The sequence below is a fragment of the Janthinobacterium sp. BJB401 genome (assembly GCF_013372745.1).
Taxonomy (GTDB): domain Bacteria; phylum Pseudomonadota; class Gammaproteobacteria; order Burkholderiales; family Burkholderiaceae_D; genus Janthinobacterium; species Janthinobacterium rivuli.
In genome coordinates, this window is the sequence record NZ_JABXFH010000053.1 from 25,011 (window position 1) to 38,580 (window position 13,570).

Annotated in this window: 11 protein-coding genes; 3 read left to right on the plus strand and 8 right to left on the minus strand. The window is 65.8% G+C overall.

The window, feature by feature from the left end; genetic code table 11:
• Positions 1-4: 4 nt before the first annotated feature.
• The 5 genes from HWE17_RS24555 to HWE17_RS24575 all read right to left on the minus strand — a co-directional run bounded on the left by HWE17_RS24555 (position 5) and on the right by HWE17_RS24575 (position 6,270).
• The gene (locus HWE17_RS24555) at positions 5-658 is read right to left on the minus strand and encodes an AIM24 family protein (RefSeq protein ID WP_081922678.1); all 654 of its coding nucleotides are present in this window, start codon (positions 656-658) and stop codon (positions 5-7) included.
• An 82-nt stretch (positions 659-740) separates the two neighbouring features.
• On the minus strand, positions 741-1,709 hold the full coding sequence (locus HWE17_RS24560) for an IS1595 family transposase (RefSeq protein ID WP_099401395.1): 969 nt from the start codon (positions 1,707-1,709) through the stop codon (positions 741-743).
• A gap of 142 nt (positions 1,710-1,851) precedes the next feature.
• Positions 1,852-5,016 carry a S8 family serine peptidase gene (locus tag HWE17_RS28910; RefSeq protein ID WP_176390579.1) on the minus strand — a complete coding sequence of 1,055 codons (3,165 nt, stop codon included), beginning with the start codon at positions 5,014-5,016 and terminating at the stop codon, positions 1,852-1,854.
• A 1-nt stretch (position 5,017) separates the two neighbouring features.
• On the minus strand, positions 5,018-5,833 hold the full coding sequence (locus HWE17_RS24570; RefSeq protein WP_217916878.1) for an NF038120 family PEP-CTERM protein: 816 nt from the start codon (positions 5,831-5,833) through the stop codon (positions 5,018-5,020).
• A 128-nt stretch (positions 5,834-5,961) separates the two neighbouring features.
• Complete coding sequence (locus HWE17_RS24575) at positions 5,962-6,270, minus strand: hypothetical protein (RefSeq protein ID WP_176390580.1); 309 nt, start codon at positions 6,268-6,270, stop codon at positions 5,962-5,964.
• Here HWE17_RS24575 and HWE17_RS24580 point away from each other — a divergent pair.
• On the plus strand, positions 6,269-7,177 hold the full coding sequence (locus tag HWE17_RS24580) for a histidine kinase (RefSeq protein WP_051959349.1): 909 nt from the start codon (positions 6,269-6,271) through the stop codon (positions 7,175-7,177). The genes HWE17_RS24575 and HWE17_RS24580 overlap by 2 nt on opposite strands.
• Before the next feature lie 8 nt (positions 7,178-7,185).
• A complete protein-coding gene (locus HWE17_RS24585) occupies positions 7,186-7,833 on the plus strand; it encodes a response regulator transcription factor (protein ID WP_176390581.1) in 648 nt (215 codons plus the stop codon).
• On the opposite strand, the gene HWE17_RS24590 is transcribed toward HWE17_RS24585, so the two are convergent.
• On the minus strand, positions 7,830-10,316 hold the full coding sequence (locus HWE17_RS24590; RefSeq protein ID WP_176390582.1) for a TonB-dependent receptor: 2,487 nt from the start codon (positions 10,314-10,316) through the stop codon (positions 7,830-7,832). The genes HWE17_RS24585 and HWE17_RS24590 overlap by 4 nt on opposite strands.
• A gap of 95 nt (positions 10,317-10,411) precedes the next feature.
• On the minus strand, positions 10,412-10,873 hold the full coding sequence (locus tag HWE17_RS24595) for an Lrp/AsnC family transcriptional regulator (protein ID WP_034784295.1): 462 nt from the start codon (positions 10,871-10,873) through the stop codon (positions 10,412-10,414).
• A 99-nt stretch (positions 10,874-10,972) separates the two neighbouring features.
• On the opposite strand from HWE17_RS24595, the gene ilvB reads away from it, so the two are divergent.
• Entirely contained in the window at positions 10,973-12,724 is a 1,752-nt protein-coding gene (ilvB, locus tag HWE17_RS24600; RefSeq protein WP_176390583.1) for a biosynthetic-type acetolactate synthase large subunit, read from the plus strand.
• A 140-nt stretch (positions 12,725-12,864) separates the two neighbouring features.
• On the opposite strand, the gene HWE17_RS24605 is transcribed toward ilvB, so the two are convergent.
• On the minus strand, positions 12,865-13,570 hold a 706-nt coding region (locus tag HWE17_RS24605), incomplete at its 5' end, for an AraC family transcriptional regulator (RefSeq protein ID WP_176390584.1).

Below are 13,570 nucleotides of genomic sequence, written 5' to 3' on the forward strand. Positions count from 1 at the left end.
TAACTTAACGTTCGGCGGGCTGGATGAACACCACGCCCTGGCCTGTGAATTTGTGCTGGTACGATTCGCCCGAGCTCTGGCCGATCATCGTGCGCCAATTGACATCAAAAACGAATTCCTGGCGGATATCGCCCTTGAAGCCGACAAAGGCGTCCGGGTCCACGCGCAGCGGGTGCGCCGGCGTCACTTCCAGCATGATCAGGTTGCCGCGCGAAATGACGGCCAGGTTGCCATGGCCTTCGACGGTGGTGGAAAACAGGCCCTGGCCCGAGCTGGCGCCGCGCAAGCCGGCAAAGCTGGTGCCCGTCTTCAGGCTCGTGTCGTAAGCCAGCAGGCTGCTGCTTTCGATGGTCAGCTTTTCGCCGGCCAGCGCCATGACGGTGATCTCGGCCGCATTCTGCGCGAAAAACACCGTGCCCGTGCCGGCGGCCTGCATCACCTGCATGCCTTCGTTCGTCACCTTGCGCTTGAGCGCGCCGAAGAGGCCTTCGCCGCCAAGCAGGGACTTTTCAAATTTGATGGCGCCCGTGTAGGCGACCATCGCGCCGGCAATCGCCAGCACTTTTTCATCCTGCAGGCGCACTTCCAGCAGGCGGTCGGTATTGGTGCGGAAACTGGTCACGCGCGACTCCCCAAGAATGCCAGGCCACAAAGCCATGGCTATCCGACAAGATACCGTTGGCTTTACCGCCATGCAAGTGCTATTCCTCCCGAACGGGGGGGGCGTGCATAAAAAAAGGCTATGTCACCGTCAGATGAGGGAATGCTCCCAACGTTGCTTTCAATAATGTTTCTGGTGAACGGATGCGCCTGGCGTCGAGGATCCAGCGCCATCCCAAGTAGTTCGGCAAGTAGCGCGTCGCCACGCCGTGAAAGGGCTGCAGCCACTCGCGCAATCGGCTGTGATACGCGTTGACGTTCTGCACGTGGGCGGCGCCCTGCACGCGGATACCGGCGCGCAAGTTGACGGCCTGGTGGCTGATGCCCGCTTCCCTCGCAAAGGCCCGGTAGGCGGCGTGGCCATCGGTCACCAGCAGCACGTCCTTGTCGATAACGGGTAACAAGCAATGATGCAGCTGCGCTTTCGTCAACGCCCCTTTTCCCGTGACAAAATCGAGCGTCTGCCCCGTGCGGTCGCGTGCCACCAGGATGCAGACCTGTTCATTGGAAATGCCGCGCTTGTGGGCATGGCCGCCCCGGCAGCGGGCTGGACGCGTCATGTTTCTGGATCCCTTTTCCGATTCCAGCAGATATAGCTCGTCTGCCTCGGCGATACCATGCAGACCATGCGGCCGGTCCGTTTTTGCCAACGACAAAAACCGGTGGCGCCAGCGGAACGTGGTGTTGCGGTGCACGCCTAACTGTAACGCCGCCTTGCGCACGGAATCCGATGCCAGCAGGCAATCGGTGTAGTCGAGCCACAAGGTTTTATGGCGCAAGCGGGCCAACGGCGTGCCGGTGAGTGCATTGAAGGTGCGACCGCAGGGCACGCAGCGGTAGCGCTGCAGGCCGTGCGCATGGCCGTGCCGGTGCAAGTGCACCGAGTGGCAGGCGGGACAGGCCAATCGCAACTGCGCCACACTTTCCAGCAGCGCGACGGTCGCGTCGTGTGGAGAGTTACCTCGCAGCAGGGCAATGCCCGCCTGACGCTGGCGCTGGCTCAAATGAGCAAACTGCGCGATAAAACTGATCCATTCGGCTGGCCGCATGATCTTCTGCTCCCTGTGAGGTGAGTATGCAGAGTCAGACAGCACGGCCACAGGAAGATTCCGACATTTCCCTACTTGCCGATGACAGAGCCTAAAAAAAAGCGTGCCCGGAGGCACGCCTTGCGTTCACACAATGAACGATTTATTCCGCCAGCACGGGCCTGGCGCCGCGCGCGTTCTGGAACAGCGGCACGGGATCATTGGTATTGACCTCGACCACCGTCACGCCCTGTACCACGCCAGCCACTTGGTAGCCGACGGCGCCCAGGTGGCGCGTGCCTTCGGCCAGGTTGGACCAGCTCAGCGAGACGGTCGCGGTGCCGCCCGTGTAGGCCGTGCCCGGCATCAGCGCCTTGAAGCCGCCATTCGACAAGCCCGGCGCCAGCACCCACGACGACAAGGTGTAGTCGGCCTGGCCGTTTTGCGGCGCAAAACCGATCACGCACACCTTGTAGGTGCCGGCGGCCGGCAGACGCAGTTCCACCTGCTCATTGGAACTTTCGTTACCGCTGCTGCCGACCAGCACATTGGCGGCGTTATAGACCTCCATGTCCATGTCGGTATTCGCGCCGCCCGTCGTTTCCGCATCGTAGGTAGCAAAGCGCGCCGCCAGGGTGCCGGCCGGGATCACCACGTTGTGCACGTTCACACCCGTGGCGCCGCCCGCCTTGCAGGCAGCCGAGGCTGCGGCGCCCGTCGCCGCCTGGCCGATCGTGCGCGCCTGGCGCACGGCTTCGACCATTCCCGACTTGACGCCGACCAGCGGGCCCGAGAAGCCCGTGCCCAGGGTCAGCACCTTGCTGCCCGTGGCCGCTTCGCTGCTGACCAGTGGAATGGCGGCCAGCGCGGTGCCGCGCGCCGTCAGCGGGCTGCGCACCGTGTGCGTGCCATCCGTCCAGCTCAGGGCGCCGTAGGTCCAGGTATTGGCCGGCGCCGTGGTGCGCGTCAGCTTGACCTGGTACTGGCCCTTGGCGCCCGGCGCCAGGCTCAGGCTCGTTGGCGTCACCGCCACCGTATAGCCGGGCAGGCTGGCCGAGACGTTGTAGACGGCGCTGCCGGCGCCCACGTTGGTCACCGTGCGCGTCAGGGTTTGCGTGCCCAGCACGTTGGCCGCCGTCAGCGATGCCAGGTTCAGGTTGTAGGCAGCGATGCCGCCGATGGCCTGGCACGTGGCGGCGCTGTAGACCTTCAGGTTCAGGCCGCACAGGAAGCGAGCATAGTCGATTTCCGACATGTCGTACACGAGGCCCGGATCGGCCGCGCTGTTCGGCGCGATGTGGCCGGCGCCCTGGCCCCATGGCAGCTGGCCCGAGTTCTTCGCCGTGGCATCCCACGACACGGAACCGTTCAAGCCATCCGAATAGGTGCTGAAGGCCGTCGTCATCAGCGCCGACTTGATGGCCGCGGGCGACCAGTCCGGATGCTGCTGCTTGAGCAATGCCGCCACGCCGGCCACGTGCGGGCTGGCCATCGAGGTGCCGGAATAGAAATCCCACTCGGCCGCCGGCGCCACGCCGCCTGCCGCCACGGCATCGCGCTGCGCCTGTGTCAGGTCGGCCGTCACGCCGGCCAGCACGTTGGTGCCGGGCGCCGACAGGTCGGGTTTCAGGATGTTCGCGTTGGCCACGTTCGGCCCGCGCGAGGAACGGTCGCTGACGATCGGCGCCTGCACCGTCGTGTCGGGAATCGTATGGATTTCCCCCAGCGCCGCCGTGCCATCGGGCGTCGCGGCCATGAAAGCCTTCAGCGCGTCGCCCTGCGCCTGCGCCAGGTGCACGGTCGACAGCGCGTGCGCCTGGTTGATGATGGTGTTGGCGCCGCCGGCCACGTTGGCGATGATCACGCCCGCCGCGCCGGCCGTCCTGGCATTCGCGCTCTTGTTGACCAGCACGTTGCCGCCACGGTCGCACACGAGGATCTTGCCCGCCACTTTCGCCGGATCCAGATACGCCGAGGTGGCATCGGCCACGCCGAAACAGCGCAGCAGATTGAGGTCCGTCGGCAGCACGCCGGCCAGGCCCGCGTCGCGCGACTGGATCAGCGGCAGCGCCGGCGTATTCGCATTGCTCGATGCGCCTTCCAGCTTGCTGCCATTGCTGAGAATGGCGTTGGCCGCGTACAAACGGTTGTGGGTGGAATTGGCGACCGTCGCCAGCCACGGGCTGATGTGCGACACGGGCGCCGGCACGTCGGGTGCGGGCGTGGCCGGGCCGGAATTGCCGCCCGACGTGGCGACAAACACGCCGGCTGCCGCCGCGCCGAGGAAGGCGACTTCCGTTGGCTCGTCGAAGGCGCCGCCGCCCGCGTTCGGGCCGATGGAGAAGTTGATGACGTTGACGCCATCCTTGACCGCCTGGTCGATGGCGGCCACGCTGTCGGCCGTGGCGCAACCGTTGCGGCCCGTCGATGCTGCCGTCCAGCACACTTTATAGGCGGCGATGCGGGCGCGCGGCGCCATGCCGGACGCCTTGCCCAGCGACACGCCATTCGAGGTGGCCAGGGCGCCATTGTTGCCGCCGGCCGTGGACGCCGTATGCGTGCCGTGGCCACCGTGCCCCGTCAGGCCGGCGACGGAATCGCGCGGCGAAAAAAATTCCGTCCAGTGCAGCGCCGACGTGGCGGCGCGGTAGTAGCGCGCGCCGATCAGCTTGTTGTTGCAATTCTCGGCGCTAAAACCTTCACCCGTCTGGCAAGTGCCCTGCCAGCTGGCCGGCGGCGCGCCGTACACGACGTTGCCGCCGCTGTGGCTGGGCACGCCATTCTCGTCGAGGCGGTCGGCAAAGGCCGTGTTCTCGGGCCAGATGCCGCTGTCGACGATGCCGATGATGATGTCTTCACCGGCGTGCGCCTTGCCGCCCAGCTGCTCCCAGATGCCGCCCGGCTTGTCCAGGCCCAGGAAGCTGGGCGTGTAGCTGGTGTCGAGCTGCAGGATGGAATCGGCGCTGATGCTGGCCACGCCGCTGTTTTTCTTCAGCGCCCGCACTTCATCGTCCGTCAGCAAGGCGGAAAAGCCGTTGAAGACAACGCTGTACTGGTGCGTGATTTGCGCCGCGCTGACGGTGCCGGCCACGGCGGCCTGTTTGGTGTCGAGGTAGCTCAAATAGGCCTGCACATCGGCGGCGCCCACGTTGATGCGCGCGCCCGGCGCCGGCCTGGTGGCGGCCAGGCCGTCGACCTGGCCCGTGTAGGTGGCGGCCGGCTTGTCGACTAGCTGCACGATGTAGGAGCGGCGCTCCTGCGCCTGCGCCGCTTGCGCCAGGCTGGCGGCCAGCAGAAGGATGCCGAGTGAAACGGGACGTAATCTCATCTCACGCTCCTTGCACGTTGGCAGCGGCGAACTTGCCGCTGCGGCGGCGCGACAGCATGCCGATGGCGCCCAGGCCGGCAAGCATCAGCATGTAGGTCGACGGTTCCGGCACGGCGCTGACATTGATATTGTCGAGCGCAAACTGGCCCTGGTTAAAGGCGGGGAAATCGATGGAATTGCTGCATGCGCCCGTGTCATTGAAAATGCAGGCATTGAAGGTCAGGCCCGTAAACGCGTAGTTGCTGAAACCGCCCAGCAGGGAAGCGCTCTGGAAAAAGTAATTGCCATCGCTGCCCTGGCCGGGAAACGCCAGCGAGGTGCTGATCACCTGGCCGTCGCTGAGGGTGCCGCTCAACTGCAGCTGGCCCCAATTCTGGTTCGGCAAGCCGGAGACAGGCGCGATGAAGGAATAATCGAAACCGGCCAGGGTGAATGCCTGGTGGTCGGCACGCGCGAAGTTCACGCCGCCATCGTTGAGGATAGCCAGGTAGTTGCCGGTAGCGCCCTGCGGGCAGGCGGCGATATCGCACGACGAACCCGCGCGGCCATCGAGAATGGCGCCCACGCCGCTGACGCCGCCGCCGGCCGCCGTGGTCGGATCGGCCAGGAACAGCAGGTTGTAGCTCGACGTATTGAGCGTCTGGCCGCTTTCATACACGTCGGGGCGCAAGTTGTCGAAGGTCAGGACACCGGCCATGGCCGGCGCCGAGGCCAGCACGGACAAGGTGGCCAGCGCGGCAAGGACGGTGGCGCGACCGCGGGTAGCGGATGTATTGGCGGTGGCGGGCGATACCCGCGCATGTGATGAACGATGCATTCTATTCCCTTGATTGTTGTGGATAGATAGGTCGGCAGGTCTGGCGCCCGCTTTCAGCTTTTTCACAAAAGTGTCAACAAATATAGCAAATCGCATAAAACAAATAGCATATTTTTAATATCATTTATTTATTTTTTATCTAACTCCGCGAAACTTTGTTTTGTTTTATCTATGAAAGTTTGAGGAATCTCAACGTTACATTTGAACAACAATGCTTCGCACTGCAGGCGCATGGGCCAGCGCGCCGGCGCGACTTCGGATAAGCTCGAAAACCGCGCCTGCCGCGTCGTCCCCTGCGTCACATCACGGTACACCTGTTCCATCCTGGAACACTTGCCTGCCCCCGCCGCCCCGGCGATCCACCCCTGCCGCCCTTGCGCCGATGGCATGAAGCTTGCACAACAAGAAGATCGACCGTGCTCAGGGAGCAGCATCATGGAACACTACCAACTGGCCGGCAGCGGCCGCTCGAACACGCGGCAGGCCTGGCGCCTCCTGCTGTGCTGCACGCTGACGCTGGCTTTTTTTCTGCTGGCCGCCAGGCTGGATCTGGCAGAACGGCTGACGCAGTCACTCTGGCGCCAGGAGCACTGGCAACTCGATGAACTGGCCCTGAGCCTGCTGGTGCTGGCGCTGGCGCTGGCCGGCTTCGCCGTGCGGCGCGGACGCCAGGTGGCGCTGCTGCTGGCGCAGAACCGCGCCCTCACGCAGCGTCTGCTGCACGCGCAGGAAGAGGAGCGCTGCGCGCTGGCGCGCGAGCTGCACGATGAAGTGGGACAAGACTGCACGGCCATCCGCGCCGCCGCCAGCTACATCCTGCGCGCGCGCGACGGCGACCAGGCGAACGTGCAGGCGTGCGCCGCCAGCATCGCGCGCTCGTCGGAAGCGCTGCATGCGATGGTGCGCACGATGCTGCGCCGGCTGCGTCCGCCCGTGCTCGACAGCCTGGGCCTGGCGCCGGCCCTGCAGGCGCTGTGCGACAGCTGGGCCCAGCAGCACGGCATCGCTTGCCATTTCGCGCCGCAGGCCATCCCCGACAGCCTCGACGACTGCACCGCCACCGCCATCTACCGCCTGGTGCAGGAAGGCTTGACGAACGTGGCGCGCCACGCGGGCGCCGACCGGGCCACGGTGGAACTGCGCGCCGATGCGCACGGCGTGCTGCACCTGGCCATCGAAGACAATGGCCGGGGTTTATGCCCGGACAAGACGCCAGCAGATGGCTTCGGCATGCTGGGCATGCGCGAAAGAGTGGCCGGCCTGCGCGGCCATATCCGCTGGATCAGCGCGCTGGGCAACGGCTTGCGCATCGAAGTGGCCCTGGCGGCACGGTGCGCGGCATGAACGCGGCCATGACCCCGATCCGCGTGATGCTGGTCGACGACCACCCGGTGGTGCGCACGGGCTACCGGCGCCTGCTGGAACAGGGCGGCGACATCGCCGTCGTGGCCGAGGCGGGCAACGGCGAAACGGCGTATGGTTTGCATCTTGAGCACGCGCCCGACGTCTGCGTGACGGATTTGTCCATGCCCGGCATCGGCGGCCTGGAATTGCTGCGCAAGCTGCTCGCCCGCGACGCCGGCGCCCGCGTGCTGGTGTTTACCATGCACGACACGCCGCAGCTGATCGCGCGCGCGTTTGACGGCGGCGCCTGCGGCTTCGTCAGCAAGCAGGCCGACCCGGAACACCTGGTCGACGCCGTGCGCGCCGCCCACGCGGGCCGGCGCTACCTCGACCCGCACAGCGCGCCTGACGTACTGCAAGGCACGGCCAACATGGAAGCGCAGCGCTTGAGCAGCCTGAGCCAGCGCGAATTCGAAATCTTCCGCCTGCTGGCCGAAGGCCGCAGCGCCGCCGACTGCGCCCGCCTGCTGCACCTGAGCAGCAAGACGGTGGCCAACCACCAGACTTGCATCAGGGAAAAGCTCGACGTGCCCGGCCCCGCCGCTTTGGTGCACCTGGCCTTGCGCAATGGCGTCATCGAACAGATCCACCCTTAAAACACATAGCGCAAGCCCGCATTCACGCTGCGCGGCGCGCCAGCCGCATAAAAGGTCGCGTTGACCATCGGATATTCGCCGTTCACGGCCGGCAGTGGCCGGGCGGCGAAATTGCCGTTGGCGTCGAAACCCGTCGCGCCCAGCTGGGCCGCCGTCGCATAGTTTCGGTCGAACAGGTTATTGATTTGGGCGAACACGCTCAGCTGACGTGTCAGCTGATATTTTCCATTAAGTTCAAAGACCGCGTAACCGCCGCTCTTGCCCGCGCCCAGGTACGCTGGCCCGCCCGCCTGGTGCGCATTGTTTTCATTGCCGCGCGCATAGGCACTCGACACGGCCGTCATGGCCAGGCCCACCGTCCAGTCGCGCCCGCCCTCATAATCCACGTGCGCTTTGAAAATATGGCTCGGTGTCAAAGGAATGCGCTTGCCCGGCGTGATGACGATATTGCCTTCCAGGCCGGGCGCTTCCGCGTCGCTGCTGCTGTTGGCGCTGCCGTTGACGGTTTCGCGGCTTTGATACGTCGCCTGCAACCACGTGTAGTTGACGCCGAAGTCCAGCGCGCCCGCCTTGCCGTCCAGCGCCAGCTCGGCGCCCTGGTGGCGCGTCTTGCCGAAATTCTTGAAATAGCCGAAACCTGCCTGGTTATCGGCCACGAACAGGATATCGTCGTGGTTTTCCGCGCGGAACAGGCCCGCGCTCCAGCGGGCCAGCTCGCCCCACTGGCCGCGCACGCCCGCTTCCCATGTCTTCGTCACCACCTGTTTCAAGGGCGGGTCGCCGGCCATGGCGTTGGGCAGGCGGCACGGGTTTTCCGGGTCGGCGCAGCCAAGCTCGATGGCCGTCGGCGTGCGGCTGCCTTCGTTGTAGCCAAGGTAGGCGCTCACGCCCTTCGCTGGCGCGTACGCCAGGCCGATGGCGGGGTTGAAGCGGCTGAAACGGTGGTCGCCATCGAGCGAACCGCTGCCGCCGCCGGGCGTGATGGCATCGCGGTTGCGCACGGTGCTGCGGTTGTAGCGGCCAGACACCGTCAAGGTCAACGCTTGATTCAACGCCATGCTGTCGCTCGCATACACGCTCCACGTGCGCATGCGCCCGCTCAAGTCGACCCGGTTGTCCACTGGCGTGCCGTCGTCGTCGATCTGCGTGCCGTCGGCAAAGAAGTCCACGGGCGTGATGCCGCGGTCCGGGTTCAGGTAGCCGAACTGGCTGGTCTGGCGAAAGGTGGCGTGGCTCGTGTCATAGGCGGCGCCGGCCGTGACGGCATGGCGCGCGCCAGCCAGGTCGGCCAGCGCCGTGAACTGGCCCGAAAAACCGTAGTTTTCCTGCCGCGTATGGCTGCGGTTGATCATGCCATTGCATTTTTCGGCCGGCTCATCGTTCAGCAGCACGTTGGCTATACAGCGCCACTTAGGGAACGGCGTATTGCCCGCATTCGCCCCACTGGCGGGAAAGCCCGTGTAGCCGGCCGCCGCCAGGGCCGCGCGTTCGGCCGCGCCGGGCTGGTAGACGGACTGGTCGAGCGACTCGTCGTTCAGGTCGCCGTTGTAGGTGTGCGTATCGATCTTGCGGAAGTAGACATTGCCGGACAAGAGCAGGGCAGCGCTGGCCTGGTGTTTGCCCGTCAGGTTCAGCAAGGTCGACCTGTTTTGCGTCAGGTCCGGCTTGGTATAGACGCTGCGGTAGTCGCGCGCCAGCATGCGCTGTTCCTGCAAGCCGTTGCCCGTCAGCGCATTGTCCGCGTGGGCAACGGTGACGGCAATGTCCGTGCGCGCATCGCTCCAGCCCAGCTTGCCAAACACCTGGCGCACGTCGGACGGGGAATCGTCGCGCCAGCCATCTTCCTTGAAACGGTTGCCCGTCACATACCAGTGCCAGCCTTGCGCATTGCTGCCGCCATGTTCGAACTCGACACCGCGGCGTTGATCGGAACCCAGGCGCGCCTCGACGGCGGTGCCGGGGTTGCTCTTGCCATCCTTGGTTTGCAGGGCCAGCGCGCCGCCCAGGGTGTTGAGGCCGAACAATGGATTCGAGCCCGGCATCAGGGTCAGCGATTTGATGGCCATGCGCGGGATCAAGTCCCAGCTGACGACGTCGCCAAACGGCTGGTTCAGGCGCATGCCGTCGAGGTACACGGACAGGCCCTGCGGCGTGCCCAGCAGCGGCGACGCCGTATAGCCGCGGTAGCTGACGTCGGGCTGGAACGGATTGTTCTGCACTTCGTTCACGACAACGCTGCCCAGGTTGCGGCGCAGAAAGGCGGATAAGTCGAGCGCGCCGCTGGAGGCGATCTGCTGCGCGCTGGCCGTCTGCACGGGCGCGGCGAACGTGTCGCTCGCCTGCTCCACGGTGGGCAGCGGCATGCTACCCGTGATGATGACGGTGGGCAAGTCGCCCGCTGCGGTCAGGCTGGCACCAGCAGGTTCAGCAGCCTGCGCCTGGCACAGCGCCATGGCCGCGGCGGCGAATAAAGTCAGTTTCATGCGGGTCCCCGTTTTTATCATGGTTTTTATGTCTGTCCAGTATCGGACAGCCACCATCGATGAACTAGGGAAAAACTCCCGCCGTGCAAGGAAACTTAGCGCTGCAAGGGCAAGTAACTCTGCTTGAGCTGGCGCAAGACAAAGCTCGATTTGCTGTGGCGGATGCCGGGAATTTTGTATAAACGCTCGCGCAGCAGGCGTTCATAGTCGCGCGTGTCGCTCACCGCAATGCGCAGGTAGTAATCGTAGTCGCCCGAGACAAGGAACGCTTCGAGCACTTCCGGGATCATGGCCAGCGCGTGGCCGAACTCGAACAGGGCCTGGTCGGAATGGTCGTCCAGGGTGACTTGCACGATGACGGTGTCGGCCAGCCCCACCTTGGCCGCGTTGACGTTCACCGTGTAGCCTTCGATGACGCCATCGTCTTCCATGCGCTTGATGCGCGCCCAGCATGGCGACGAGGTCAGGCCCACCTTGGCGCTCAGCTCGTGCAGGCTGATGCGGGCATCCTGCTGCAGGGCCGTCAGGATGGCGAGGTCGAATTTATCCAGCTTCATTCTGTCATATCCTTATTTCACAGCAAATTTTGCTGAAGTCTGCATTCTATACGAGAAAACCAGCAGCCTTTTCTGCCGGGGCAAGCAGAAAATAGACACATGAAACCCGATCCCGCTCCCCTCCTCGCTCCCGCCCACGATCTTGCGCCGCGCAACGGCGCCAGCACCCTGATCGACACCCTGCTGGCCCTGGGTGTCGACACCGTCTTCGGCTACCCGGGCGGCGCCGTGCTGCCCCTGTACGACGCGCTGCACGCGCAGCCGCGCTTGCGCCACGTGCTGGTGCGCCACGAACAGGCGGCCGTGCACGCGGCCGAGGGTTATGCGCGCAGCACGGGCCGGCCCGGCGTCGTCTTCGTCACGTCCGGCCCCGGCATGAGCAATACCACCACGGGCTTGCTCGACGCCCTGTGCGATTCTGTGCCCGTCATCTGCATCAGCGGCCAGGTGGCCACTACCAGCATCGGCACGAACGCCTTCCAGGAATGCGACGCGCTGGGCATTTCGCGCCCCGTCACCAAGTGGAACCGGCAAATCCGCACGGCCGACGAAACGGCGGCCGTGGTGCAGGAAGCGTACGCGCAAGCCACGCAAGGGCGGCCCGGTCCCGTGCTGATCGACTTTCCCAAGGATATGCAACTGGCGCCCGTTGCGGACCACACGCCGCCGCCATCCGTCGCAGCCGCCCCTGCTCCCCTGCCCGAGGCGGCCGATATCGAGCAAGCCGCCAGCCTGATCGCCTCCGCGCGCCAGCCCGTGTTCTATGGCGGCGGGGGCCTCATCAATTCCGGCCTCGATGCCTGCGCCGCTTTCCAGCAACTGGTGAAACTGGCGGCCGCGCCGTGCACCCTGACCCTGCTGGGCCTGGGCGCCTTTCCCGCCGCGCACCCGGCCTTCCTCGGCATGCTGGGCATGCACGGCACGCTGGAAGCGAACCTGGCCATGCACCACGCGGACCTGATCGTCTGCGTCGGCGCCCGCTTCGACGACCGGGTGACGGGCAGGCTCGACGCCTTCTGTCCCGGCGCGAAAATCATCCACGTCGATATCGACCCGGCGTCGATCGGCAAGGTAGTGCGCGCCGACGTGGCCCTGCGCGGCGATTGCGCGCCCGTGCTGGCGGCCTTGCTGGCGCAGCTGCGCGGCCGCTTGCTGGCCGACCGCCAGCCATGGTGGCAGCGCATCGACGGCTGGCGCGCGCAGGACTCGCTGGCGTTCGATGACACGCCGGACGTGATCGCGCCGCAGGCGCTGATGCAGCGGCTGCAGGCGGCGCTCGATGGCAAGGACGCCATCGTCTCCACTGACGTGGGCCAGCACCAGATGTGGGCGGCGCAACATATGCGCTTCGAGCAGCCGCGCCGCTGGCTCACCTCGGGCGGCGCCGGCACCATGGGTTATGGCTTGCCGGCCGCCATCGGCGCGCAGATCGCCCATCCGGGAAAATGCGTCGTGTGCGTCAGCGGCGACGCGTCGATCTTGATGAATATCCAGGAACTGGCCACGGCCGTGCAGCACCGCCTGCCCGTGAAAGTGGTGCTGTCGAACAATGGCTACATGGGCATGGTGCGCCAGTGGCAGGAACTGCACCACGGCGAACGCTACAGCCACAGCTACACGGAAGCCCTGCCCGACTTCGTCGCCCTGGCACGCGCCTTCGGCTGGCAGGCGCACACGGTGAGCCGGCGCGAAGACCTCGACGCGGCACTGGCGGCCTGCCTGGCATCGAGCGGCCCCTATTTCCTCGACGTGCGCGTGCATGGCGAGGAAAACTGCTTCCCCATGATGGCGCCCGGCGCGGGACATCATGAAGTGACCCTCTCCAAGGGCAAGGTGTACAGCGAGCGGTAATCCGGCATGACCACCGGCCACGCCAACGATGTTGTCGGATTACGCGTGGCGTTGCCACGCTAATCCGTCACCTCTCGCCACCACGGGTAGGTCGGATTAGCGGCGGTACGCCGCGTAATCCGACATCACCACGGGCCAGATTACGCCCAAATCCTGTAGACCCAATAACTTTCATCCTCGCGGCTGGCACGCGCCAGTTCCGTGGGGCTCAGGCCCGTGATGGCGCGCACTTCGCGGCACAGGTGGGCCTGGTCGGCGTAACCGCCCTCGGCGGCGATATCGGTCCAGGAAGCGTTGCCTTGCAGCATGGATTCTCGTGCGTCGAGAAACGACTGTTCCGCGCGGCGCATGCGGCGCAGGGTGCGCATGGGCTGGCCGGCCCAGGCCTTGATGCGGCGCTCGATATTGCGCGCGCCGCTGGCCAGGCCCGTCGAGGCCGCCTGCACGCCCAGGCGGCGCACCCAGTCCTGAATGGCGCCGGCCGGCTGGTCGCCGCTCTTGCGCGCCAGCGCCCAGCGCGGCGCGAGAAAATCCTCCACCAGCCTGACGCGCGCTGCATCGTCGGGCGCGGCCAGCACGGCGTCGGACAAGGCCAGCCAGTCGGCGTCGAACAGCGGTGCCAGCGGACGCACCTGGTCGAACAGGGCCGCCATGTCGATGCCCGTCAACGCATGCAGGGCGGCCGGATACAGCATCACCATGAACGAGTGCACGGGACCGGGGTTGTAGCTGACCAGCGGATAGCCGCGCGGCCCGCTGAACAGGGCCGGCGGCATGCGCACATGCAGCAGGTCGGGAGCGGGCGCGGCCGCCACGCCCTCGCCCCCCACCGGCCACCGCAGGCCG